The sequence below is a fragment of the Streptomyces lycii genome, from assembly GCF_009735685.1.
Lineage (GTDB): Bacteria > Actinomycetota > Actinomycetes > Streptomycetales > Streptomycetaceae > Streptomyces > Streptomyces lycii.
In genome coordinates this window covers 1-24,785 of the sequence record NZ_WHPN01000354.1, presented here as the reverse complement: position 1 = coordinate 24,785, position 24,785 = coordinate 1, and the positions used below count along the sequence as shown (strand labels likewise).

Sequence of the window (24,785 nt, the reverse complement as noted above, 5' to 3'; positions counted from 1 at the left end):
AACAGCGCCCGGAACGTGCTTCGAGAGCCGCCGGAATGCGGGTATTCGCAGGTGGGAGCGGCTCTTCGGGCACCTGGAAACACGCCCGTCACGGCAGTTTCTCCACCCTGTCGAGTGACCTAATGTCCCTTTTGTCGGAATCACAGTGGTGGACTTCCGCTGCTCCGTTCGGCCCTGCCGGGTTGTCCCGGACAGATTTCCGGAATTGATCACCGGAGATCACCGGAAGGAGCCGGCGGGCGCGCCGAAGCCCGGAACTGATCGAATTCACGACCCGCACGCATTCCCGCGCCGAAAACTCCACCGATGCCGGCGGGCACCTTTTCGGTACGGCGGCGGGACCGCCCGGGCGAGCCGCCGAGTACGGCCCCGTGCACGGGCTCCGGCGCGCCCCGTGCCACGGAGCGCGCGCCCTCCCCGGCGCGGCGCGGGCGCGCACCCCGGAAACGGCCCCGCTGCGCCCCGGGCACGTCCCGGGCACGTCCCGGGCCGCAAAGCGCGCGTCGCCACCGGCGCGGCGCGCCCACCCGGACACGGCCTCCCGTACGCCCGCGAGGCTCCCCGAGAGCGCCGGGAGGCGGGTCGGGTGCGGCTGCCGGGCGGCGGCTGGGTAACCTTGCGGCGCTGACACCCCTGGGCGGCCCCGCGGCCGCCTCCGCAGTCCACCCGCGACCGGGCGAATCGTTCGGCCGCCGTAGCTCGTCCTAGGAGATGCCGCCGCCGTGAGCAGCAGCCTTCGACGCGGCGCCCTCGCCGCCGCCGTCACCGCGATCTCGATCGTCCCGCTCTCCGCCTGCGGGGCGGGGAACGATGCCGCCACGAACCAGGTCCGGCCCGACAACGCCGCGGTCACCGTCGAGGACATCAGGATCCAGAACGCGAACGTGATCACCCAGCCGGAGGGCGGCGAGGGCTCCTCCGTCGTCTCGGCCAAGGTCTTCAACAACGGCGACCGGGACCAGACCATCGAGTCCGTGGCCGTCCCCGGATCCGGCGGCGAGGCGGAACTCTCCCCCGCCAAGGGCTCCGGGCCGATCACCGTGCCCGCGGGCGGCTCGGTGCTCCTCGGCGGCGAGGGCAACGCGTCCGTCCAGCTCCGGCAGGACGTCGAGCCCGGTGCCGTGCAGCCGCTCGTCTTCAAGCTGAGCGAGACCGGCGACGTACGGATCGAGGCCCTCGTGGTGCCCTCCGAGGGCCCGTACAAGAGCTTCGGGCCCAGCTCGGAACCGAGCGAGCCCGCCTCCGGCACGCCGTCGGAGACGGAGTCCGGTTCGCCGACCGCCCCGGCGGACGGCGAGAGCCCGGCCGCGGGCGAGACCGGGCAGAGCGAGCCGGGCGGGGACGGGAGCGCCCAGGAGGACGCCGCGAACGGCGCCGGGGCGGGCGCCGGCACGGACGAGGCCGCCGAGGACCACGCCGGCCACTGAGCCGCACGCGAGCCGTACGCACACGGGCGGAGGCCCCGGGGTCCCTGCCCCGGGGCCTCCGCCCGTTTCCCGCCGCCGGCGCCGCCCGCCGCTCCCGCGGCGCTCTTTACGGTCTTTTGCGCTCCCTTACGGCTCTTTACGGCTCTTTACGGCTCGAACTTGTAGCCCAGGCCGCGGACCGTGACCAGATAGCGCGGTGCGCCCGGGTCCGGCTCGATCTTGGCGCGCAGCCGCTTGACGTGCACGTCGAGGGTCTTGGTGTCCCCCACGTAGTCCGCGCCCCAGACGCGGTCGATGAGCTGCATCCGGGTGAGGACCCGGCCGGCGTTGCGCAGCAGCATCTCCAGCAGGTCGAACTCCTTGAGCGGAAGGTCCACCTTGCCGCCGGCGACCGTCACCACGTGCCGGTCGACGTCCATCCGTACCGGACCGGCCTCCAGCGCCGCCGGTACGACCTCCTCCGGCTCGCCGCGGCGGCGCAGCACGGCGCGGATGCGGGCGACCAGCTCCCGCGAGGAGAACGGCTTGGTGACGTAGTCGTCGGCTCCTATCTCCAGACCGACGACCTTGTCGATCTCGCTGTCCTTGGCGGTCACCATGATGACCGGGACGTTGGAGCGGCCGCGGAGCTGGCGGCAGACCTCCGTGCCGGGCAGACCCGGCAGCATCAGGTCGAGCAGGACGAGGTCGGCGCCGTTGCGCTCGAACTCGTCCAGCCCGTCGGGGCCGGTGGTCGCGATGGCGACCTCGAACCCCTCCTTGCGGAGCATGTACGACAGGGCGTCGCTGAACGAATCCTCATCCTCGACGACGAGCACACGGGTCACGGGTGGACCTCCGGTCTGGAACGTGAACACGGGGTGGTGCGGCTCGGACAGATCTCTGACCGGGTCACGGCCTGGCCTCCCGGGCCGCCGAGAGCGGGCTCCGGGTCGCGGGGTGGTACGGGCGGTCCTCTTCGTCGAGGTCGTCCGGTTCGGCAAGGGGCGGGTCGTCGTCGCCGTCCGCGACGCCCCGGTCGCCGCGGCTGCCCGCTTCCGGGAGCCGCAGGGTGAAGGTGGAGCCCTGACCCTCGGCGCTCCACACGGTGACCTCCCCGCCGTGCGAGGCGGCCACATGCTTGACGATGGCGAGACCGAGGCCGGTCCCGCCGGTGGCGCGGGAGCGCGCCGGGTCGACGCGGTAGAAGCGTTCGAAGATCCGCTCCCGGTCCTTCTCGGAGATGCCGATGCCCTGGTCGGTGACGGCTATCTCGATCATGTCGCCGCCGGAGCCCGCCACGCGGCGGCCGGCGATCCCGACCCGGGTGCGGGCCGGGCTGTAGTTGACGGCGTTCTCGACGAGGTTGCCGAGGGCCGCGGCGAGCTGGCCGCGGTTGCCCCAGATGTACAGTCCGGCGGTGCCGCCGGCCGCCATGGTGATCTGCTTCGTACCGGCCTGGTGCCCGCAGCGGTCTATCGCCTCGGCGACCAGTTCGTCGACCCGTACGGGCTCGGCGTCCTCCAGCGGGTCGTCGTTCTGCACCCGGGAGAGGTCGATCAGCTCCTGGACGAGGCTGGTCAGCCGGGTCGCCTCGGCCTGCATGCGGCCGGCGAAACGGGTGACCGCCTCCGGGTCGTCGGAGGCGTCCATCACGGCTTCGGAGAGCAGTGACAGGGCGCCGACGGGCGTCTTCAGCTCATGGCTCACGTTCGCCACGAAATCCCGCCGGACCGCTTCCGTGCGGCGCGCCTCGGTGAGGTCCTCGACGAGCAGCAGCACCAGCCGGGAGCCCAGCGGGGCGACCCGGGCGGAGACGGCCAGCGCGTCGCCGCCGCGGGCGCTGCCGCGGCGGGCCAGGTCCAGCTCCACCTGTCGTATCTCGCCGTCGCGGCGGGTCTCCCGGGCCATCTGGAGCATGGGGTCGACGGCGAGCTTGCCGCCCCGGACGAGCCCGAGGGCGTACGCCGCGGAGCTGGCCTTGACCACGCTGTCGGCCTCGTCGAGGACGACGGCGGAGGAGCGCAGGACGGAGAGCACGGTGTCCACGCCGGGCGGCAGCACGGCGTCGGTGTGCAGGGAGCTGCGGCTCGGCCGGGCCTGCTCCCGCTCGCTCCAGCGGAACGCGAGCATCGCGATGACACCGGTGCACACGCCGGCGATCGCTGCCGTTGCGGCGACTGCCGCGTTCACGTCCATGAGTCCAGATTAAGCGGGTGACGAGACACGCCCACAGCCATCCGAGTGCCGTCTCGAACACTCGTTGCCGAGAGTTCACCCTGGCGACCGCGCCGGTTCACTCCGGATGCCGGAACTCGACTCGTACGCCCCGGAGCGTGGCACCGTGGGGGACGGCAGCCTTGGCCCCCCGGCCGAATGGCCAGGATTCGATGGAAGGAAAGCGATGCGGGACGCATACCACGAGGAGCTGGATTCGATCGGCGACAGCCTGGTCGAGATGGCCCGGCTTGTCGGCTCCGCGATCGGCCGGGCCACGACGGCGATCCTCGACGCCGATCTCAAGCTCGCCGAGAGCGTGATCGCCTCGGACGAGAAGGTCGACGAACTCCAGCACGAGCTGGAGGCCCGCGCGATCGCCCTGCTGGCCCGCCAGCAGCCGGTCGCCACCGATCTGCGCATCGTCGTCACCAGTCTGCGGATGAGCGCCGACCTGGAGCGCTCCGGCGACCTGGCGCAGCACGTCGCGAAGCTGGCGCGGCTCCGCTTCCCGGAGACCGCCGTGCCGCGCGACCTGCACTCCACGATTCTGGAGATGGGTCAGCTGGCGCAGCGGCTGATGGCCAAGGCCGCCGAAGTGATCATCACCAAGGACGTGGACCTCGCGCTCCAGCTGGAGCAGGACGACGACGCGATGGACCTCTACCACCGCAGCCTCTTCCAGCACCTGATGGACGACCGCTGGAAGCACGGCATCGAGACGGCCGTGGACGTCACGCTGCTCGGCCGCTACTACGAGCGGTTCGCGGACCACGCCGTGTCGGTCGCCAAGCGGGTCGTCTACCTGGTCACCGGGGAGCACGCGGACGAGATCGGGCCGGAGACCTCGGTCGAGGGGGCCTGAGCGACGGGGCCCGGGCCAACGCTGTCCGGCCCGTCCGGTCCTGCCGGGGCGCCTGAACGGGCGCCCCGGCAGGTGCGTTGGGGGGGCCGGGCAGGCGTCCCGGCGGTGGACAGCCGGGACGACCGGGGCGACCGGGGGCAAAGGGCAGGCGTGGGAGCCTGCGCCGGGCGTGGACGGGGCGCATGCGCCAACGCGCCGTTGACGCTCCCGAGCCTGCCGGGGTCCAGTGGTCGTGAGCCAGGCCGCCCGGCAGGCACGCTGCCGGGCCGGCGCCAGCGCCGCCGAGGAGGATTCATGGCCGACTCTCCGAACCCGTCCCCGACCGTCCGTGACCCGCAGATCACCGAGACCCCCGTGCCCGCCCTGGGAGCCTGCGGCTGTGGCTCCGGCTGCGGCTGCGGCTGCCAGAGCGGCGGCTCGTGCAGCTGCGGCGGAGCCTGCGGCTGACGCACGGCGACGGCCCGCCGGCTCTGTGACGGACGCGAACTGGTCGGGCACGCCGCCCGCGCGGCACGGCCTCCCGGGGGTTACGGGGCGGCACGGGCGCGCACCGCTCGTCCGGGCCGCCGCCCGCGTCCCGTGCCGCGCCGCCCGCATCCGGTGCCGCGCCGCCCGCCTCCCCGCTCCGGCGGCGCCCGTCGCACCGTACGCGTCCACCCCGCCGACGTTCCGGCCCCGGCCCAGCCCGGGCCGCCGCCCCTGACCCGGCCTTTTTCACCGGCGCACGTGCGCAGCAGGCCCCGGCCGGACGTACCGGCCGGGGCCTGTGCGCGCTCCCGCGCCGCCGGCAGACTTGGTCAGGACCCATCCGTCACTCGCGCCTACCTGCTGCTCGACGGGCCCGTGCTTCTCTGTTGTCTTCCTTGACAGCCCGGACCTCTCGCCGAATGCGGAGAGTGAAGTAGCAAGCGAATATGGTGACGAGTGTTGCGAGGCAGAGGGAGCCGATCACCACCGAAGCCACCGATGTCGTGTCGTGAAGGCCCGCCCAGGCCGAGAGTCCCAGAAAACCGACACCGATCTTGGTGAACTCGCGGTTCACGTCTCCTCCAGAGGCCGGTCCGTCTCCCGCCGGAGAACGGAGCCCAATGCTCGCGTTCGACTTCCGATGCGTGAAGGCCGGCGCGCGCCGGCCGATACAGGTCGGTGGAGTGACATTGGGCTGGAACCGCCATGGGGCGAGGGATCCGGGGCCCGTAAGCCTGCCGCGACTCGGGCAGCTCCCAGCCTGCCCGCCAAAGCCCGATGTGGGCCCCGGTCTCAGAGTCTCGCCCCATGGTGGCTGCCCGAAGTCATGGAGCCGACCGCCCCAGCCCGGTCCTCTCCTCCCAAGACGACCGCTCCGGCCGCGCGACCGGCGTAGCCGGGGGCCCAGCGACGGCCCACGGGTGCGAGAGAGCCCCCTATCGGCAGCGGAACTGCTGGTAGGGGGCTTCTTCGTGGGGCCTTACTACTTCTTGCCCTGGCTCTTGACCGCCTCGATGGCGGCCTTGGCGGCCTCCGGGTCGAGGTAGGTGCCGCCCGGGTTGCGCGGGCGGAAGTCGGCGTCGAGCTCGTAGGACAGCGGGATGCCGGTCGGGATGTTGAGGCCCGCGATGTCGGCGTCCGAGACCTTGTCGAGGTGCTTGACCAGCGCGCGCAGACTGTTGCCGTGCGCGGCGATCAGCACCGTACGGCCGGTGAGCAGGTCCGGCACGATGCTGTCGTACCAGTACGGCAGCATGCGGATGACGACGTCCTTGAGGCACTCGGTGCGCGGGCGCAGCTCGCTCGGGATCATCGAGTAGCGCGGGTCGTCGCTCTGCGACCACTCGGCGCCGTCCTCGAGGACCGGCGGCGGGGTGTCGTAGGAGCGGCGCCAGAGCATGAACTGCTCCTCGCCGAACTCCTCGCGGATCTGCGCCTTGTCCTTGCCCTGGAGCGCGCCGTAGTGCCGCTCGTTCAGCCGCCAGGAGCGGGTGACCGGGATCCAGAGGCGGTCGGCGGCCTCCAGGGCGATCTGCGCGGTGCGGATCGCGCGCTTCTGCACGGAGGTGTGCACGATGTCGGGGAGCAGGCCGGCGGCAGTCATCAGCTCGCCGCCGCGCTGCGCCTCCTTCTCGCCCTTCTCGGTGAGGTTGACGTCCACCCAACCGGTGAAGAGGTTCTTCGCGTTCCACTCGCTCTCGCCGTGGCGGAGGAGGATCAGCTTGTACGGTGCGTCGGCCATGCCCCGAGCCTAATCGAACGCCGCGGGCCGCCGCGCGACGTGTCCGCACCGTGGATCGGCCCCCGGGCGCCGTGGACCGGGCACCGGGCACCGGGGGCCGGGGGCCGGGCGCCCGAGGCCGGGGGCGGGGCCGGGTCCCGGGATCGCGGGCACCGGGGGGCGCCTGGGGGCCGGGGCCCGGGGTCGCGCACCGGCGCCGGATATTCGCTGGCGGCGCGGCACACGGCCTCGGTAAGTTCCGTCAACGATTCTGCTACTGACAAGCCTGCCGGCGAACGGGGGAGCACGACATGTCACCGTCCGGTGTCCGGCGAGCCGTGACGGAGAGCGTGTCCGGGCTGCCGCGCGCCTTCTGGTGGCTGTGGACCGCGACCCTCGTGAACCGCCTCGGCGCGTTCGTCGCGACCTTCCTGGCCATGTACCTGACCGTCGACCGCGGCTATTCGGCGTCGTACGCGGGCCTGGTCGCCGCCCTGCACGGGCTCGGCGGCGCGGTGGCGGCGGTTGTCGCGGGCGTGCTGACCGACCGGTTCGGCCGGCGGCCGACGCTGCTGTACTCGCAGCTGTCGACGGCCGTGTCGGTGGCGCTGCTGGGCTTCGTGCAGCACCCGCTGGCCATCGCGGCCGTGGCCTGCCTCGTCGGCGTGACCAGCAACGCGTCCCGGCCTGCCGTGCAGGCGATGATGGCCGACATCGTCGCCCCGGAGGACCGGGTGCGGGCCTTCTCCCTCAACTACTGGGCGATCAACCTGGGCTTCGCGATCTCCTCCGCCGCCGCGGGCCTCATCGCCGCGCACGGCTATCTCACGCTGTTCCTCGGCGAGGCCGCGATGACGCTCGCCTGCGCGGTCGTCGTCTACCTCAAGCTGCCGGAGTCCCGCCCGGAGCAGACCCCGCAGCCCGGCGCCGGCACGGGGCCGAAACCGGGTCCCGGGCTGGGCCCGGTGCTGCGCGACCGGCTCTTCATGGCCGTGGTGGGGCTGAGTTTCCTGATCGCCACGCTCTTCCAGCAGGCGTACGTGGCCCTGCCCGTCGCGATGGGCGCGGAGGGTTTCTCGGCCGCCGACTTCGGCCTGGTGATCTCCGCCAACGGGGTGCTGATCCTGCTGCTGCAACTCCCGGTGACCCGGTTCATCGAGCACCGCGACCCGGCCCGGCTGCTCGTGGTGTCCTCACTGCTCGTCGGCTACGGCTTCGGGCTGACGGCGTTCGCGGACTCGCTCGCGCTGTACGTCCTGGCCCTGGCCGTCTGGACGCTCGGCGAGATCGTCAACTCGCCCACCCAGATGGGCCTGGTGGTGCGCCTCTCCCCCGTCCACGGCCGCGGCCGCTACCAGGGCGTGTTCACCCTGTCCTGGTCCGCGGCGGCACTGGTCGCGCCGCTGCTCGGCGGCTACGTCATCGACCGTGCGGGCGCCGACACGCTCTGGGCGTCCAGCGCGGTGATCGGCAGCGTGGCGGCGGCCGGGTACTGGCTGCTGTCACGGCGGCTGCCGTCCGGCCGGCCGGCGCTGCTCGAACGGGAGAGCGCGGGACCGGCCGGACCGGCCGGACCGGCGAGGGCTGCCGGACCCGCGGGACCGGCGGGGGTTGGGGGATCGACGGGACCGGCGGGGCGCGCGGGGCCGGCGGGACCGGCAGGGAGTGCAGGACCGGTGGGAACGGCAGGCGCCGAGGAACCGGCGGGACCGGCAGGGGTCCCGGGGCGGCCGGGTGGTAACGCCGATCCGCCGGAGACGGCCGACCGTACGCCCGCCTGAAACCGGGCCGGCCGGGCCCGGGGCCGGGGCTCGGTCCGCTGAAGTCGGCCGGAAGGCGGACGCCGGGGCGCGGAAGTCTGCCGGAACGCGGAGGCCGGTCCACGGGAGCCTGCCGGTGCGGCGGCTCAGTCCGCCGGTACCGGGGTGCTCAGTCCGCCGGTGCGGCGCCCGGCCCGTCCTGGTCCCGGCCGGTGAGGTGCGCGAAGGCGTCCAGGTTGCGGGTGGACTCACCGCGCGCGGTGCGCCACTCGTACTCCTTGCGGATGGCCGAGGCGAAGCCCATCTCCAGCAGCGTGTTGAAGCTGCCGTCCGCGTTCTCCAGGACCGTGCCGAGCAGCCGGTCCAGCTCGTCGGGGGTGACGGCGGCCAGCGGCAGCTTGCCGACCAGGTAGATGTCGCCGAGCCGGTCGATCGCGTAGCTCACGCCGTAGAGCCGGGTGTTGCGCTCCAGCAGCCAGCGGTGCACGGCGGCCTCGTTCTCGTCCGGGTGGCGGACGACGAAGGCGTTGACCGACAGGGAGTGCCTGCCGACCACCAGCGAGCAGGTGGTGGACAGCTTGCGGGTGCCGGGCAGCTTGACGACGAAGGTGCCCTCGGCCGGGCTCTCCCATTCGAGCCCGGCGTCGTCCAGGGCGCGGGTGACGGTTCCGGTCACGTCCAGGTCAGCCATGGTGTGATCGTAGGTGACGCAGCTCCCGGGCGGCGGCCGTGTAGACGTCGGCCGTGGCGTGCGCCGTGGCGTCCCAGCCGAACGACGCCGCGTGCCGGGCCGCCGCCGCGCCCATGCGTTCCGTCAGCTCGGGGTGGTCCGCGAAGCGGCCGAGCGCCCGCGCGTAGTCCGCCGGGTCGTGCCCGTCGACCAGGAAGCCGCTGCCGCCGTCCCGCACCGCCACCGGCAGCCCGCCGACGGAGGCCGCGACGACCGGGGTCCCGCAGGCCTGCGCCTCGACCGCGACCAGCCCGAACGACTCGCTGTACGACGGCATGACCAGCACGGACGCCGCCCGGTACCAGTCCGCGAGCCGGTCCTGGGCGACCGGCGGCCGGAACCGTACGACATCGTTGATGCCGAGCCGGGCCGCCAGCTTCTGCAGCCGCTCCGGCTTCGCGAGACCGCTGCCGCTGGGGCCGCCGACGACGGGCACGACGAGCCGCGAGCGCAGCCGCGGCCGCTCCGTGAGCAGCGCGGCCACCGCGTACAGCAGGATGTCGGGCGCCTTCAGCGGCTGTATCCGGCCCGCGAAGAGAGGGATCAGCGCGTCCTGCGGCAGCCCGAGCCGGGCGCGGGCGGCGGCACGGCCGTCGCCGGGGTGGAAGCGGTCCAGGTCCACACCGGGGTGTACGACCTCCACGGCGTCCGGGTCGGCGCCGTAGTGCCGTATCAGCTCGCCCGCCTCGCCCTCGGTGTTCGCGATCAGCCGGTCGGCGGCGCCGACGATCTGCGTCTCGCCGATGACGCGGGCGGCGGGCTCGGGGGTGTCGCCGAGGGCGAGGGCGGCGTTCTTGACCTTCGCCATGGTGTGCATGGCGTGCACGAGCGGCACGCCCCAGCGCTCGGCCGCCAACCAGCCGACGTGGCCGGAGAGCCAGTAGTGCGAGTGGACGAGGTCGTAGTGTCCGGGCCGGTTGCCCGCCCAGGCGGTCATCACGCCGTGGGTGAAGGCGCACAGCTGCGCGGGCAGCTCCTCCTTGGCCAGTCCCTCGTACGGACCCGCGTCGACGTGCCGGACCAGCACGCCGGGGGCCAGCTCCACGACGGGCGGCAGGTCGGCGGTGGTCGCGCGGGTGAAGATCTCCACCTCGATGTCGATGGAGGCGAGCTTCCTCGCCAGCTCGACGATGTAGACGTTCATGCCGCCCGCGTCGCCCGTGCCGGGCTGGTGGAGCGGGGAGGTGTGCACGCTGAGCATGGCCACGCGGCGCGGCCGCCGGGCCCGGCGCATTCTCCCCGGCGCGCCCCCGCCGCGGGAGCGCTGTTCGGGTACGGGGCCGTTCCGCCAGGACACGTGATGGCTCACCGGTGCAGACCTCCTCCACATGGGGCGGTGGGCCCCTTCACCGCTGTAACCGGCGGGGCGGCGGTTTTCTTCCACCGGACGGCCGTCGTCCGGAGGCGGCCTCCGGCGCCGCCGGTACGGCTCCGGGGCGGGCCGGGAGTACGGCCGCCCGGGAGTACGGTGGTGCGGGCTTTGCCCCGGGCCCGCCTCCCCGGTTGTCGTCGGCGGCGCTGCTCCCGGGCCCGCCTCCCGGCTGTCGTCGGCGGCGCTGCTCCCGGGCTCGCCTCAGGGGTGCTCTCCACGGGTGCCTCGCCGGCCCGGCTCCCGCGCCGGCCTCCCCGGGCCGGTGCCCGGCCGGGACGGCAGGACCCCCGCGGCCGGTCCGTGCGGCTCCGTCCGGCCACCCCGGCGAAGGAACCCGCTTGCCCGGCCGCCATGTTCCCTTCACCGGCCATTCAAACTTGCTTGCGAGCATCACTGAATGCAGCCCGCTGTCCCGCCGGCCCCCCGCGATCGGCTCCGCGCCGTCCGGCCCGCCGCCACGCCGCCCCCGGGCGCGCCTGCCGGTGAGCCCGGAGGCGTGTCCGCCCGCCGTGCGGCGCCCGGGATCGCGGCGCGGAACAATGAGGACATGAACGACTCCACCGCTCCGGAATCGGTCCCCTCCACCTCCACGCCGGCCGCACCGGCCACATCGGCCGCTTCGGCGACACCGGCGCCTTCCGCCGCACAGCCCGCGAGCCCGAACGGCATCCCCGCCGAGGACGGCGCGGCGGGCACGCAGCCCACCGTCGGCTCGATCGCGGCGCACCGCCCGAGCACCGTGGCCGCCGCGGTCTCCGACCTCGACCCGGACCTGGACGCGGACCCGGACGCGTACGAGGAGGACGACGAGTCGGCCGGCGAGCTGCCGCAGGGCCGGTTCCTGGACCGGGAGCGCAGCTGGCTGGCGTTCAACGAACGGGTGCTGGAGCTGGCCGAGGACCCGTCGACGCCGCTGCTGGAGCGGGCGAACTTCCTCGCGATCTTCGCGAGCAATCTGGACGAGTTCTTCATGGTGCGCGTCGCGGGCCTCAAGCGCCGGATAGCGACCGGTGTCGCGACCCGCTCCGCGTCCGGCCTCCAGCCGCGCGAGGTGCTGGACCTCATCTGGAACCGGTCGCGGGAGCTGATGGCCCGGCACGCCGCCTGCTTCCAGCAGGACGTGCTGCCGGACCTGGGTGACGCGGGCATCCACCTGATCCGCTGGCCGGAGCTGACCGAGAAGGAGCAGTCCCGGCTGTTCACCCTGTTCCGGCAGCAGATCTTCCCGGTGCTGACGCCGCTCGCCGTCGACCCGGCGCACCCGTTCCCGTACATCTCCGGCCTGTCCCTGAACCTCGCCGTCGTCGTGCGGAATCCGGTCAGCGGGCACGAGCACTTCGCCCGGGTCAAGGTTCCGCCGCTGCTCTCCCGCTTCCTGGAGGCGTCGCCGCAGCGGTACGTGCCGCTGGAGGACGTCATCGCGGCGCATCTGGAGGAGCTGTTCCCCGGCATGGAGGTGCTGTCGCACCACATGTTCCGGGTCACCCGCAACGAGGATCTGGAGGTCGAGGAGGACGACGCCGAGAACCTCCTCAAGGCGCTGGAGAAGGAGCTGATGCGGCGCCGCTTCGGGCCGCCGGTGCGGCTGGAGGTCGAGGAGTCCATCGCCCCCGAGGTGCTGGACCGGCTGGTGCGCGAGCTGAAGATCACCGAGGCCGAGGTGCACCCGCTGCCCGGTCCGCTGGACCTGACCGGGCTGTTCGGCATCGCGTCGCTGGACCGGCCGGAGCTGAAGTACCCGAAGTTCGTGGCGCGGACCAACCGCCGGCTGGCCGAGGTCGAGTCGGCGACCGCGCCGGACATCTTCGCGGCGCTGCGCGAGCGGGACGTACTGCTGCACCACCCGTACGACTCGTTCTCCACCTCCGTGCAGGCGTTCCTGGAGCAGGCCGCCGACGACCCGGACGTGCTCGCGATCAAGCAGACGCTGTACCGGACGTCCGGCGACTCGCCGATCGTCAACGCCCTGATCGACGCCGCCGAGTCCGGCAAGCAGGTGCTGGTCCTCGTGGAGATCAAGGCCCGCTTCGACGAGCAGGCCAACATCAAGTGGGCGCGGAAGCTGGAGGAGGCCGGCTGCCATGTCGTCTACGGCCTCGTCGGCCTCAAGACGCACTGCAAGCTGTCGCTGGTGGTCCGCCAGGAGGGCGAGACGCTGCGCCGCTACGCGCACGTCGGCACCGGCAACTACCACCCCAAGACCGCCCGGCTGTACGAGGACCTGGGGCTGCTCACCGCCGACCCGCAGGTCGGCGCGGACCTCTCCGACCTCTTCAACCGGCTGTCCGGCTACTCCCGCCGGGAGACCTACCGGCGGCTGCTCGTCGCCCCCCGGTCGCTCCGCGACGGCCTGGTCCAGCGGATCAAGCGGGAGGCCGAGAACCACCGGGCGGGCAGGCCCGCACACATCCGGATCAAGGTCAACTCGATGGTCGACGAGGTCGTCATCGACGCCCTCTACCGTGCGGCGCGGGCGGGCGTGCCCGTCGACGTGTGGGTGCGCGGCATCTGCGCGGTGCGGCCGGGCGTCGCCGGACTGTCCGAGAACATCCGGGTGCGCAGCGTCCTCGGCCGCTTCCTGGAGCACTCCCGGGTCTTCGCCTTCGCAGGCGGCGGCGAGCCCGAGGTGTGGCTCGGCAGCGCCGACATGATGCACCGCAATCTCGACCGGCGGATCGAGGCCCTCGTACGGGTCGTCGACCCGGCGCACATCGCGTCCCTGAACCGGCTGCTGGAGACGGGGTTGTCCGACACCACGGCTTCCTGGCACCTCGGCCCGGACGGCAACTGGACGCGGCACGCGGTGGATGCGGAAGGGCAGCCGCTGCGGAACGTACAGGAGATGCTCATCGACGCCCGGAGGCGCCGGCGTGGCCCAGCGACACCATGACCCTGCGGGTGGCTTCCCGGACGGCCGGCGGCACGTCCCCGGCCCGGGGGGCCCGGTGACCGGCACCGGGGGCCCGCTCGCGACTCCCCTCACGGGCCGGGCGAACGGCGGAGCCGGTCCTGCGCCCGACCCGGCCGCCGGACCGCCGGGCGGCGGCCGCACGCGGCTCGACGTGCCCGTGCCCGCCACGCTGCTGGTCGTCGAGCCCGGCGGCGGAGCGCGGCCCGGTGCGACCGCCGGCGACGTGCTCTCCGGGCATCTGCACGCGCAGGCCACCGCGTTCCTGCGCAGCCTGCGGCTGCACCGGGAGAGCGGTTCGGACGCGGACGATGCCGTCGAGGCGGCCCGGCAGATGCGGCACGCGGCCCGGCGGATCGCTGCCGCCCTGCACACGTACCGCTCGCTGACGGACGCCGAGCGGGCGGACACGCTGCGCACCGAGCTGACCTGGCTGACCGGGGTGCTCTCCGGTGAACACGTCTGCTCGGCCCGCCTGGAGCGGCTGCGCGGCGCGCTGCACCGGCTGTCGGGCGGTACGGAACCGGGCCCGGCCGCGGAGTCCGGCGACTTGGCCGGCAAGCACACGCCGACGGTGGGCGCGGCGCGCGCCGGGGCGCTGCTGGAGCGGCAGTTGACGCTGGCGCGGACCCGCGCGCACACCGCCGCCCTCCAGGCACTCGGCTCCTCCCGCTTCCACGCCGTCGCCGACGAGATCGCGCTGCTGGCGTCCGAGGTGCCGCTCTCCCCCGCCGCCGGGCGTCCGGCACAGGAGGCGCTGCTGCCGCTGGTCGAGCAGGCGCACCGGCGGCTCGTGGAGGCCGTCGGGGCCCTGCCGCTGGGCCGGGCCGGGCATCCGTACAACGCCGACGCGCTCGGCTACGGACTGGCCGCGAACGATCCGGCGGGGGCCTCGCACGCCTCCGAGCGGCAGGACGCCCCGTGGGAACAGGTCCGGCTGCTGGTCCGGCTGCGCCGGTACGCGCAGGAGGTGCTGGACCAGGCGCCGCGGGACGACAGCGGACCGGAAGCGCACGCCTCGGCGCACGCCCCCTCGCACAACCCGGAGGAACCCTCCCCGGCCGTACGGCTGTTCGGCGCGGCCCAGGCGCTGAAGCGGCACCGGGACGCGGCGGAGGCCGCGGCGGCGGCGGCAACGGCGGCGCGCACCCCGCGCATCGCGCCGGCCACCGCGTACGCCCTCGGCGTGCTCCACGCCGACCAGCGCCACGACGTGGAGGCGGCCCGTTACGCCTTCGGCCGCCTCTGGCAGCGCTGGTCACCGGGCGGGGTGTGAGCGGTCCCGGCCGGCCACCGGCCGGGGGCACGTCACCGGCCGGGACGATCCCCTGCCGGGCCCGGGATCCCGGGAGCGGAGGGCCGCGCCCGAGGGAGACGCGCCGCGGAGGTGACCACCGCCCGACCGCGCGCGAGCCGGCCGCGCGGGAATCGGCGGCGCGGGACAGCCGTGCGGGAACAGCCCGGCGCGGGAAAGCCGTACGCGTGACAGCCGCCCCGGATCAGCCGCGCGCCACCAGCCCCCGCGCGAGACGGCCGTACGCGAGTCAGCCGCGCGGGAACAGCCGTGCGCGAATCGGCGGCGCGGGACCAGCCGTGCGGCATCAGCCCCGCGCCGGACTGCCGTACGCGTGACAGCCGCCCCGGATCAGCCGTACGGCACCAGCCGTACCGGAGTCGGCGTGCTGGAACAGGCGTTCGCGACTCACCGCGCGCCTCGACCGAGCGACTCGACCGCGTCGCGGACCAACCGCGGACCAACCGCGGACCAACCGCGGATCAACCGCGTGGATCAGCCCCGTGGTGCCAACGCGTCCCAGCGGAGCGTGACCTCGCCCTGGCGCCAGCGGCGGGGGCCGTCCGTGAGCGGCCAGTCGGCGGCCAGGGCACGCACCGAGCGGATCCAGCGCTGGCGGGCACCGAAGGCGGCGTACGGGGCGGCCGCCGCCCACGCGCGGTCGAAGTCGCGCAGGAACGCGTGCACGGGCTCGCCGGGGACATTGCGGTGGATGAGCGCCTTCGGCAGCCGTTCGGCGAGGTCGGACGGGGTACCGAGGGAGCCGAGCCGGGTGGCGAAGGTGACCGTGCGCGGACCCTCGGGGCCGAGCGCGACCCAGACGTGACGGCGGCCGATCTCGTCACAGGTGCCCTCGACGAGCAGCCCGCCCGGCGCGAGCCGCGCACACAGCCGCTCCCAGGCGGCACGGACCTCGGTCTCGTCGTACTGCCGCAGCACGTTGGCGGCCCGGATCAGCAGCGGGCGCGCGGCGCCGGGCAGCGGCACCTCGAAGCCGCCGTGCACGAAGACCAGCCCGTCGCGCTCGTACGGGCGTGCCGCCCCGACCCGGGCCGGATCGATCTCGACGCCGACGACCCGGGTGTCCGCGCGGACGGTGCGCAGCCGCTGGAGCAGTTCCACGGCGGTCCAGGGCGCGGCGCCGTAGCCCAGGTCGACGGCGACGGGCGGCCCGGGGGCGCGGCGCAGGGCCGCCGCGTGGGCGTCGGCGATCCAGCGGTCCATCCGGCGCAGCCGGTTCGGGTTGGTGGTCCCACGGGTCACCGCACCGACGGGGCGGGGGGCGGAGGCGGCACGGCGGGGCATGTCCCGAGCCTAAGCGGGATCGCGGCCCGCGATCCCGCTCGCTCCCGCCGCGCCGGGGCGGGCCCGGCCCGCGGCCGCCCCGGGACCGTGGTCCGGCGCTCCATGCCCGGGGACGTTTCCCCGGGTCGGCCCGGGCCGCACACGCCCGTTGAGCTGTACGGAGCGGAGCAGGGCGGAGCAGGGCGGAGCAGGGCGGAGCGGAGCAGGGCGGAGCGGAGCAGGACGGAGCAGGGCGGAGCGGAGCAGGACGGAGCAGGGCGGAGCGGAGCAGGACGGAGCAGGGCGGAGCGGGGCGGGGCGGGGCGGAGCGGGGCGCCGGGCTCGTGGGCGGTGGCGATGCCGGGCGGCTCCGCCGCCCCCGCTTCCCGTTCCCCGCGATCGCGGCGCCCCGTCGCGCGCGGCCCTGCCACCGTTTCCCGGCGGGAGCCGGAAGCGGCATGCCATCGTGGTTCCGTACAAGGCCGCGGGGCCATGGATGGGCGGCGCGAGGCTGGGGGGCCGATGAGTCGTGGTGCGCTGGCGTTCAAGGACGCCGTGGTGCTGCTGGGCGGGGATCCGCCCGCGCTGGCCGCGCTGGACCGGGCCCTCGGCGGTGTGCTGAAGACCGCCACCGGCGGTGTCAGCGACGACGTGCTCAACGTACTGGGCGCCAGGGGCCGCATCCTGGGGCTCGGGCGGGACCTGCTGACGGGGCTGCGCGAGCGTCTGGGGTCCTGCGGGCGCGCGGAGCGCACCGAGCGCCTGGCGGCGGCGCACACGGTGATCGTGGTGGTGGCGTACTTCGAGGCGCTGGAGCGGGCGCGGCTGCCGTTCGGGTTGCACGAGGTGCGGCTGACCCGGGACGAGCAGATCACGCTGGCGGGACGGGGCGGACCGGCAGAGGGCTCCTCCCGGGCCTTCGCCGAGGCACTGGCCGCGGTGGCGCCACCGCGGCCCGCTCCCCACCGGCCGTACGAGGAGATGGCCACCTCGCTCGGCCACTGGTACGCGCACCTGTCGAGACGGCTGCTGTCGTTCGTCGAGGGCCTGTCGGTCTGGGACGGGTTGGACGACACGGCCCGCCGGGCCGCCGCAGACGGCATGGGAGCGGAAGTCCCCAGGGCGGCCGTGGAGCGGTACGAGGAGTTGTACGCCGAGCTGTGCGGGCAGGCCCCCGAGTTCGCCATCTGGTCCTGGCAGACCGAGCACCAGGCCACCCGGGCGGTCCTCGGGAGGGCGCTGTCCGGTGTCGAGACCCTGCTGGAGGGGCTGGCCGCCCGGTCCGCCCCGGCGGACGTCGCCGCCGCTCTGGCCACCGCCCACCGGGCCGCCCTCGCCCGCCCCGCCCTGGAGACCCGCACCTCCGCCGACGGCGTGTGCGTGCCCACCCTGGGCGACATCTACCTGGAGCCCGGATTCCGGGTGCGGGCGGTCGACGGCGGGGGCGGTCCGGGCGACGAGAGCTGGTGGGAGGACGCCCCGCTCCGTACGGACCTCGCCGGCTATCTCGCCGGGGCCCTCACCTCCGACGGGCTGGCCGCGGCCCCCCTGCTCGTGCTGGGCCAGCCCGGCGCGGGCAAGTCCGCGCTGACCAAGGTGCTCGCCGCCCGGCTGCCCGCCGCCGGGTATCTGCCGGTGCGCGTGGTGTTGCGCGAGGCGCCCGCCGAGAGCGACGTACAGGAGCAGATCGAGCACGCCGTCCGTGCCGCGACCGGCGAGCGTGCGACCTGGCCGGAGCTGGTGCGGTCCGCGGGCGGCGCCGTCCCCGTCGTCCTGCTCGACGGCTTCGACGAGCTGTTGCAGGCGACCGGCGTGAACCAGACCGACTACCTGGTGCAGGTCGCCCGTTTCCAGCAGCGCGAGGCCGAACAGGGCCGCCCCGTGCTCGCCCTGGTCACCAGCCGCACGGCCGTCGCCGACCGGGCGCGCTGCCCGGAGCGCACGGTCGCTCTGCGCCTGGAGCCGTTCCGGGCGGAACAGACCGAGCAGTGGCTGGCCGTCTGGAACGACACGAACGGTCCCTACTTCGCCGCGCACGGGCTGCGCCCCCTGCCACCCGAGGTCGTCGCCCGCCATCCCGCGCTCGCCGCCCAGCCGCTGCTGCTGATGATGCTCGCCCTGTACGACTCCGGGCGGAACGCACTCCAGCAGGGTGGCAGCCGACCCTCGGACGGCACCCCGCTGGACGAGGCCGCGCTGTACGAGGAACTGCTGGCGTCCTTCGCCGCCCGCGAGATCGACAAGGCCGGGGAGGCGTACCCCGGTGACGGCGAGGCCGCCCACCGGGTCGAGGAGGAGCTGCAACGGCTCTCCCTCGTCGCCTTCGCCATCCACAACAGGCGCCGCCAGTGGGTGACCGAGACGGAGCTCGACGCGGATCTCGCCGCCCTGCTCGGCAGCCCCACGGCCGGCGGCGCGGGCTTCCGCGCGCCGCTCGGCCACGCGCAGCGGACACTCGGGCGGTTCTTCTTCGTCCAGCGGGCGCAGGCGGTGCGCGACGACCGGACGCTCACGACGTACGAGTTCCTGCACGCCACCTTCGGCGAGTACCTGGTGGCCCGGCTGGCCGTGCAGGTGCTGTGCGCGCTGCCCGGCCACCGATCGGCGCTGACCGTCGGACCGGCCCTCGTCGACGACGAACTGCTGTACGCCCTGCTGTCCTTCGCGCCGCTCTCCGCCCGCCAGGTGCCGCGCTTCCTCCGGGCCCGTACGGAACGCCTCGGCCCGGACGAACGGGCGCGGCTGGCGCGGCTGCTGCCGAAGGTCCTGGCGGAGAAGAGCGAACGCACCGCTCACGACTACGCCGGCTACCAGCCCGTACGGCTCGCCACCGCCTCCCGGCACGGCCTCTACTCCGCCAATCTGGTGCTGCTCGCGCTGTGCCTCACCGGCACCACCACGGCGGACGAGCTGTTCCCCGGCTCGCCCGACCCGGCGGGTGAATGGCACCGGCAGGCGCTGCTGTGGCGGTCGGCCCTGGACCAGGAGCAGTGGGCGGACTTCGCGCTGCTGATGAGCATGCACCGGGAGCGGGACGAGGACGGTCACAGGCAGCTGGCGATCGCGCTCCGGGTGGAGACGGAGCCGCCACCGTGGCAGCCGGAACCGGTCGATCTCTACTGGCATTACGAGATTTCCGAGCCGGCCGGCGGTGGACTCGTCCACTGGTCCCGCCCGTACTGGCAGCAGATCCGGCACAAGCTGGATGTCTCGGGAGGCACGGACAACGCGGTCCTGAGCCATGCGCTGGATCCGGTCCTCGACTGGATCGGTCCTGCGCTGACCACCTTCGCCACGAGGCCCGGCGCCCCGGCGACCTCGGCAGCCCACGCCGTGCTCGACCTGTGGTTCACCAGCCGGCTCGGACGCGGCGGAGAACTCCGGCTCGGGGGCTCCGACGCGGAACTGACGCGCGCTTACGCGTGCTGTTTCGCCCACCTCATGACAGTGCCGGACCCGGCGACCCGCCGGCGGATGCTGACCCTGGTGTTCGACCTGCTGCCCTCCGACGCGGCCGGGCTGCCTGCCGAACTGGTCGCGGACCTGCTGTGGATGGTGAAGGACGGGTCCCGCCCGGATCTGCTCCTGCCGGCGGCCTCGGCGGCACTGGCTGCGCTGATCGCAAGACCTCCGGTCGCCCACCTGGACGAGATCTCATCCGCGCTCCGCGAACTGGCCGGGGAAGTGCGCAGCCGGAACGCGGACGAGGGACTGGCCATCTGGGTGGAAGCCCACGAAGCGGGCATCGGCCACGAGGTCTACGGCCAGGGCCTCGATGCCGTCGAATGGGTCACACCCCGCGCGATGGGAATGGCGCCGCCCACGCTGCGCCACCGCGCGCAGCACATCCTCCGGGACCGCTTCCGCACGTCCGTGCGCGCCGAGCCGCCGCCGCCCGCCCCGGAGTCCGCCACGCCGCCCGGCCCGGCGGACTCCTGAACCGGCCCCGTGCCCCGAGGGCCCGGGCTCAGCTCTCCGTCCGGTACATCAGGTCCACCTCGTACGTCGTGAAGCCCAGCCGTTCGTAGACGCTGACGGCCGCCGTGTTGTCCGCGTCGACGTACAGCATCGCGTCCGGCACGCCCTTGGCGGCGAGGTGGCGCAGGCCCGTCGTGGTCAGGGCCTTGCCGAGACCGCCGCCCTGCGCGTCCGGGGCGACCCCGACGACGTAGACCTCGCCGAGGCCCTCGGAGGCGTGGATCTTCGTCCAGTGGAAGCCGACGACCCGGCCGTCGCGCTCGGCGAGGAAGAAGCCCTCCGGGTCGAACCAGGGCTCCGCCTTGCGGTCGTCCAGGTCGCGCTGGGTGAGAGCGCCCTGCTCGGGGTGGTGGGCGAAGGCGGCGGCGTTGGCGGCGAGCCAGGCCGCGTCGTCCTCGCCGGGACGGAACGTGCGCACGGTGACACCGTCCGGGAGGGCCGGTTCCGGCAGCGTGAGGCCGGTCAGCGGCATCCGCATCTGGCGCAGTTCGCGGAAGAGGTTGAGCCCGAGGGTCCGCGCGAGGTGCCGGGCGGCCGCGTGCCCGCCGTGCGCCCAGAGCCGCAGCCGGTGTCCGGACGCGTCGAGCAGGGCGCGGCCGAGCGCCCGGCCGTGGCCCTGGGTTCGGTGCGCCGGATGCACGACCAGTTCGGCGGCCGGCGCCTCCACCGGGTCGGTGTCCTCCAGTTGGGCGTATCCGGCGAGCGTGCCGCCCGCCGCGCGCAGCAGCAGGTGCCGTACGCCCTCCCGCGCGCCGCCGCGCAACTGGAGCCGGCCCTGTTCGGACACGGCCTGCTGCCCGTCCGTGCGGGCCGCCGCGTCGAGCAGTTCGGTCACCAGCGGCAACACCTCGGCGGACACCTCGTCCACGATCTCGATGCTGCGGTCCGTGCCCACGCCGTTCACCACGTCACTCATGGGGCCGAGCCTACGACGCCGGCCGGCGCACTCCGCCGCAACCTGCTCGTTACCCGGGAGGCCCTGACACGCTACGCGCGTTGACCGTAGGCTGCCGAGCAGCTGTTGACGGGTCCATGAAGGGGAATCTCGATGTCGGTCTCCTCCCGAAGGCGCCGCCTCGCGCGCCGACTCTCCACCGGAACGGTGGTGCTGGCCGCCGCGGCCGGGATGCTGTCCGCCGCCGTGCCGGCCGGTGCCGACAGCGGCCGGCCGGGCGCGCACGGAACGGGCGCCGCCCAAGGAGGGGGCCACGGCCGCACGGTCGACGTGCAGTTGCTCTCCTTCAACGACTTCCACGGCAATCTGGAGCCCCCGTCGGGCTCCTCCGGCCGGGTGACCCACGAGCACGCGGACGGCACCACCGAGGAGATCGACGCGGGCGGCGTCGAGTATCTGGCGACGTCGCTGCGCGAGGCCCGGAAGGGCAACCCCTGGAGCGTCACCGCCGCGGCCGGTGACATGGTCGGCGCCAGCCCGCTGCTGTCCGGGCTGTTCCACGACGAGCCGACGATCGAGGCGATGAACAAGCTGGGCCTCGACGTCAGCGGTGTCGGCAACCACGAGTTCGACGAGGGCCGCACCGAACTCCAGCGCCTCCAGGAGGGCGGCTGCCACCCGGAGGACGGCTGCGCCGAGGAGGGAAGGGTCTTCGAGGGAGCCGACTTCCCGTATCTCGCGGCCAACGTGACGGACGAGAAGACCGGCGAACCGGTCCTCGCGCCGTACACGATCTGGGAGCGCAAGGGCGTCAGGATCGGCTTCATCGGGGTGACCCTGGAGGGCACCGCGAACATCGTGTCCGCCGAGGGCATCAAGGGCCTTGAGTTCCACGACGAGGCCGAGACGGTCAACAAGTACGCCGAGGAGCTGGAGCGCAAGGGCGTCAAGTCCGTCGTCGCGCTGATCCACGAGGGCGGCGAGCCCGCGAGCAAGGCGTACAACTACGACTGCGACAGCCCCGGCCCCGGTGACGGCGTCTCCGGCCCGATCGCGGAGATCGCCCGGAACATCACCCCCAGGGTCGACGCGCTGGTCACCGGCCACACCCACCAGGCGTACGCCTGCACCATCCCGGACCCGGCGGGCAATCCGCGCACGGTCACCTCCGCCTCGTCCTTCGGGCGGCTCTACACCGACACGACGCTCACCTACGACCGCCGCACCAAGGACATCGTCCGCACCGGTGTCGAGTCGGCCAACCACGTCGTGCGGCGCGACCAGCCCAAGGCCGCCGACATGACCTCGCTCGTCGAGCGGTGGAACGAGCTGGCGGCCCCGATCGCCAACCGGCCCATCGGTCACATCACCGCCGACATCCCCGGCCGCGGCGCCGGAACGTACGAGTCCCCGCTCGGCGACGTCATCAGCGACGCCCAGCTGGCGGCGATGGCCCCCGAGGACAAGGGCGGCGCGGAGATCGCGCTGATGAACCCGGGCGGCATCCGCGCCGACCTCACCCACGCGGCGTCCGGCGGTGAGGGCGACGGCGTCGTGACGTACGGCGAGGCGTTCACCGTGCAGCCGTTCACCAACATGATGACGGCGGTCGACCTGACCGGCGAGCAGCTGATCACGGCGCTCCAGCAGCAGGTCAGCGGCTCGAACGAGGCATCCCCGAAGATCCTCCAGGTGTCCGAGGGCCTCACCTACACGCTCGACCTCACCAAGTCGGGCGCCGACCGGATCGTGACGGACTCGGTGCGGCTGAACGGCGAGCCGATCGACCCGCAGCGCAGCTACCGCGTCGCGATGAACGAGTTCCTGTCGGGCGGCGGTGACGGCTTCGCGGTGTTCAAGGAGGGCGGTGACAAGCTCGTCGGCGGCTCGGACCTGGAGGCCTTCGAGGCGTACCTCGCGGAGCACGCGACCGAGGACGCGCCGCTGGCACCGCCGGCCGCCGACCGGATCACGGTCGTGGAGTGAGCCGGCCGGCCCGACCACGACCGTGGAGCCGCTCGTGGATCGACGCTCGTGGATCGGCACTCGTGGGGGCCCGGCGGTCGTGAGACCGGCCACTCGGCTGAACGGCTGAACGGCGGAACAGCACAACCGGATGTGCGGCGGCCCGGCGGGAACGATCCCTGCCGGGACGCCGCACGTCCGGGACGCCGCACGTCCGGGACGCCGCACGTCCGGGACGCCGCACGTCCGGGCCGCCGCAGGACCGGGACGCCGCAGGACCGGGACGGGGCCAAGGACCGCGGTCAAGGGGGCAGTGTCGAGGGGGCAGGGTCGAGGGGGCAGGGCGAGGTGCCGCCGGGCCCGGGCTCACGTGCCGGGCCGGGTGCTGAACCGGGTCGGACCCGGTCGGGCTCAGGGCCCGTACGGGGCCTCGCCCGGGTGTTCGAGTCCGGCAGGAGCCGGTCCCGCCCGGACGCCGGACCCGGGTCCCGCCGAACCCCGGACCCCGGACCCCGGACCGCAGCTTGCGTCGTCAGCCCTCGGCCGCCGTGCCCGGCGGCGGGTTCGGCGCGCCCGGCAGCCGCACCACCGCCACCGTGCCGCCGCCCTCCGCGGCCCGCAGGTGCACCGTCCCGCCGCCGCGCCGCACCGTGCGGTCGACGATGGACAGCCCGAGCCCCGAGCCCGGCAGCCCGCGCGCCGAGGACGACCGCCAGAAACGGTCGAACACGTGCGGCAGTTCCTCGGCCGGCACCCCGGGCCCGTGGTCCCGCACCGCCAGCTCCCCGCCGGACAGCAGCACCTCGACCTCACCCCCGGGCGGGCTGAACTTCACCGCGTTGTCCAGCAGGTTCACCACCGCGCGCTCCAGCGCCGCCCGTTCGCCGCGCACGTACCAGGGGTCCAGCCGGGTGCTGATCGTCAGCCCCGACCCGCGCAGCCGCGCCCGGGCCGCCGCCCGCTCCGCCACCTCGTGCAGCCCGACGACCTCCAGCGGCCCGCCGCCAGCCGCCGCGTCCGGCCGGGACAGCTCCTGGAGGTCGCCGATGAGCGCCGCCAGCTCCGCGATCTGCGCCTGTACGGACGCCAGCAGCTCCCGCCGGTCCGCCTCGGGGATCACCCGGCCGGTCTCCTCGCTCCGCACCAGCAGATCCAGGTTCGTCCGGAGCGAGGTCAGCGGCGTCCGCAGCTCGTGCCCCGCGTCCGCGATCAGCTGCTGCTGCCGGTCGCGGGAGGAGGCGAGCCCGGCCGTCATCGCGTTGAACGAGCGCGACAGCCGGGCGATCTCGTCCTCCCCCTCCACCGGGATACGGATCGCCAGGTCCTCCGTGCGCGCCACGTGTTCGACGGCTCCCGTCAGCCGGTCCACCGGCCGCAGACCGGTCCGGGCGATCCAGAGCCCGGCCGTGGCGGCGCCGAGCACACCGACCCCGGCGACCGCCGCGAGCAGCAGCGCGAGCGTGTCCAGCGCGCCGTCGATCTCGCTCAGCGGGCGGGAGACGGAGACCGCGTAACCGGGGATGTCCGGGCCCTCGGCGACCCGCTTGGTCAGCACCCGTACGGGCTCGCCGCTGTCCGTGACGCCGTCCCGCAGCACCTCGTCGGCGGCGCCGGAGGCCACCTCGGTGTCGGCCTCCCGTACCTTCACGGGCTGCGAGTTGGGCGCGACGCAGCGCCTGCCGTCCGCACCGACGACCTGGCCGCTGGCGATCCCGGGCAGCACGTCCTCGTCGGTCGTCGGGTCGCCCGCACGGCAGTTGCGGATCGTGCCGGTGACGTAGCCGGGCGGGATGCTGATGGTGCGCAGGGTGTTGTCCAGCTCGTCCCGCAGCTGGTCCCGGGTCAGGAACCAGCAGGCGAAGGCCGACACGGCGACGGCCACGGCCACCGCGACGGCGGTCAGCAGGGTGAGCCGGGTGCGCA

General features: G+C 74.1%; 16 protein-coding genes. 8 read left to right on the top strand and 8 right to left on the bottom strand.

All coding sequences use genetic code 11. From position 1 onward, the window contains the following. The first annotated feature begins 722 nt into the window (after positions 1-722). On the top strand, positions 723-1,427 hold the full coding sequence (locus GCU69_RS23525) for a copper chaperone PCu(A)C (RefSeq protein WP_098755136.1): 705 nt from the start codon (positions 723-725) through the stop codon (positions 1,425-1,427). Between the two features lie 146 nt (positions 1,428-1,573). Here the strand turns inward: GCU69_RS23525 and GCU69_RS23520 are convergent, their stop codons facing one another. Continuing rightward, a complete protein-coding gene (locus GCU69_RS23520) occupies positions 1,574-2,254 on the bottom strand; it encodes a response regulator transcription factor (protein WP_098755135.1) in 681 nt (226 codons plus the stop codon). A 64-nt stretch (positions 2,255-2,318) separates the two neighbouring features. Then, positions 2,319-3,605, bottom strand: coding sequence for a sensor histidine kinase (locus GCU69_RS23515; RefSeq protein ID WP_098755134.1), 1,287 nt, complete (start codon positions 3,603-3,605; stop codon positions 2,319-2,321). 205 nt (positions 3,606-3,810) lie between these two features. On the opposite strand from GCU69_RS23515, the gene phoU reads away from it, so the two are divergent. Both phoU and GCU69_RS32785 read left to right on the top strand, forming a co-directional pair. Next, positions 3,811-4,488 carry a phosphate signaling complex protein PhoU gene (gene phoU / locus GCU69_RS23510; protein WP_098755133.1) on the top strand — a complete coding sequence of 226 codons (678 nt, stop codon included), beginning with the start codon at positions 3,811-3,813 and terminating at the stop codon, positions 4,486-4,488. Positions 4,489-4,782: 294 nt separating this feature from the next. After that, complete coding sequence (locus tag GCU69_RS32785; protein ID WP_170315917.1) at positions 4,783-4,935, top strand: hypothetical protein; 153 nt, start codon at positions 4,783-4,785, stop codon at positions 4,933-4,935. Between the two features lie 1,003 nt (positions 4,936-5,938). Here the strand turns inward: GCU69_RS32785 and GCU69_RS23505 are convergent. After that, the gene (locus GCU69_RS23505) at positions 5,939-6,697 is read right to left on the bottom strand and encodes a phosphoglyceromutase (RefSeq protein ID WP_098755132.1); all 759 of its coding nucleotides are present in this window, start codon (positions 6,695-6,697) and stop codon (positions 5,939-5,941) included. 290 nt (positions 6,698-6,987) lie between these two features. Between GCU69_RS23505 and GCU69_RS23500 the strand changes: the two genes are divergently transcribed. Beyond that, entirely contained in the window at positions 6,988-8,457 is a 1,470-nt protein-coding gene (locus GCU69_RS23500) for an MFS transporter (protein ID WP_156207102.1), read from the top strand. Positions 8,458-8,605: 148 nt separating this feature from the next. Here the strand turns inward: GCU69_RS23500 and GCU69_RS23495 are convergent, their stop codons facing one another. Both GCU69_RS23495 and mshA read right to left on the bottom strand, forming a co-directional pair. Then, complete coding sequence (locus tag GCU69_RS23495; RefSeq protein WP_098753110.1) at positions 8,606-9,127, bottom strand: type III secretion system chaperone family protein; 522 nt, start codon at positions 9,125-9,127, stop codon at positions 8,606-8,608. Continuing rightward, positions 9,120-10,400, bottom strand: a complete 1,281-nt coding sequence (gene mshA / locus GCU69_RS23490; RefSeq protein WP_098753109.1) for a D-inositol-3-phosphate glycosyltransferase — start codon at positions 10,398-10,400, stop codon at positions 9,120-9,122. The genes GCU69_RS23495 and mshA overlap by 8 nt, the downstream gene beginning before the upstream one ends. A 685-nt stretch (positions 10,401-11,085) precedes the next feature. Here mshA and GCU69_RS23485 point away from each other — a divergent pair. Then, the gene (locus GCU69_RS23485; protein WP_235978660.1) at positions 11,086-13,428 is read left to right on the top strand and encodes an RNA degradosome polyphosphate kinase; all 2,343 of its coding nucleotides are present in this window, start codon (positions 11,086-11,088) and stop codon (positions 13,426-13,428) included. A gap of 172 nt (positions 13,429-13,600) precedes the next feature. Next, the gene (locus GCU69_RS23480; protein WP_235978659.1) at positions 13,601-14,722 is read left to right on the top strand and encodes a CHAD domain-containing protein; all 1,122 of its coding nucleotides are present in this window, start codon (positions 13,601-13,603) and stop codon (positions 14,720-14,722) included. A 513-nt stretch (positions 14,723-15,235) separates the two neighbouring features. Here the strand turns inward: GCU69_RS23480 and GCU69_RS23475 are convergent. Beyond that, complete coding sequence (locus GCU69_RS23475) at positions 15,236-16,045, bottom strand: SAM-dependent methyltransferase (RefSeq protein ID WP_098753107.1); 810 nt, start codon at positions 16,043-16,045, stop codon at positions 15,236-15,238. Between the two features lie 501 nt (positions 16,046-16,546). On the opposite strand from GCU69_RS23475, the gene GCU69_RS23470 reads away from it, so the two are divergent. Continuing rightward, a complete protein-coding gene (locus GCU69_RS23470; RefSeq protein ID WP_156207101.1) occupies positions 16,547-19,963 on the top strand; it encodes an NACHT domain-containing protein in 3,417 nt (1,138 codons plus the stop codon). Positions 19,964-19,991: 28 nt separating this feature from the next. On the opposite strand, the gene mshD is transcribed toward GCU69_RS23470, so the two are convergent. Continuing rightward, positions 19,992-20,918: a mycothiol synthase gene (mshD, locus tag GCU69_RS23465; RefSeq protein ID WP_156207100.1), complete on the bottom strand. Its 927-nt coding sequence runs from the start codon at positions 20,916-20,918 to the stop codon at positions 19,992-19,994. 132 nt (positions 20,919-21,050) lie between these two features. Between mshD and GCU69_RS23460 the strand changes: the two genes are divergently transcribed. Then, on the top strand, positions 21,051-22,883 hold the full coding sequence (locus tag GCU69_RS23460; RefSeq protein ID WP_156207099.1) for a bifunctional metallophosphatase/5'-nucleotidase: 1,833 nt from the start codon (positions 21,051-21,053) through the stop codon (positions 22,881-22,883). A gap of 511 nt (positions 22,884-23,394) precedes the next feature. Here GCU69_RS23460 and GCU69_RS23455 read toward each other — a convergent pair. Then, positions 23,395-24,785 (bottom strand): sensor histidine kinase (locus GCU69_RS23455; protein ID WP_156207098.1); only part of this gene is annotated, 1,391 nt, incomplete at its 5' end.

Excerpts from the sequence above, each read along its gene's own strand:
- GCU69_RS23460 (WP_156207099.1), top strand. The coding sequence starts at position 21,051 with ATGTCGGTCTCCTCCCGAAGGCGCCGCCTCGCGCGCCGACTCTCCACC.
- GCU69_RS23470 (WP_156207101.1), top strand. The coding sequence starts at position 16,547 with ATGAGTCGTGGTGCGCTGGCGTTCAAGGACGCCGTGGTGCTGCTGGGC.
- GCU69_RS23515 (WP_098755134.1), bottom strand. The coding sequence starts at position 3,605 with ATGGACGTGAACGCGGCAGTCGCCGCAACGGCAGCGATCGCCGGCGTG.
- mshD (WP_156207100.1), bottom strand. The coding sequence starts at position 20,918 with ATGAGTGACGTGGTGAACGGCGTGGGCACGGACCGCAGCATCGAGATC.
- phoU (WP_098755133.1), top strand. The coding sequence starts at position 3,811 with ATGCGGGACGCATACCACGAGGAGCTGGATTCGATCGGCGACAGCCTG.
- GCU69_RS23495 (WP_098753110.1), bottom strand. The coding sequence starts at position 9,127 with ATGGCTGACCTGGACGTGACCGGAACCGTCACCCGCGCCCTGGACGAC.
- GCU69_RS23485 (WP_235978660.1), top strand. The coding sequence starts at position 11,086 with ATGAACGACTCCACCGCTCCGGAATCGGTCCCCTCCACCTCCACGCCG.
- GCU69_RS23500 (WP_156207102.1), top strand. The coding sequence starts at position 6,988 with ATGTCACCGTCCGGTGTCCGGCGAGCCGTGACGGAGAGCGTGTCCGGG.
- GCU69_RS23505 (WP_098755132.1), bottom strand. The coding sequence starts at position 6,697 with ATGGCCGACGCACCGTACAAGCTGATCCTCCTCCGCCACGGCGAGAGC.
- GCU69_RS32785 (WP_170315917.1), top strand. The coding sequence starts at position 4,783 with ATGGCCGACTCTCCGAACCCGTCCCCGACCGTCCGTGACCCGCAGATC.
- GCU69_RS23475 (WP_098753107.1), bottom strand. The coding sequence starts at position 16,045 with ATGCCCCGCCGTGCCGCCTCCGCCCCCCGCCCCGTCGGTGCGGTGACC.
- mshA (WP_098753109.1), bottom strand. The coding sequence starts at position 10,400 with ATGCGCCGGGCCCGGCGGCCGCGCCGCGTGGCCATGCTCAGCGTGCAC.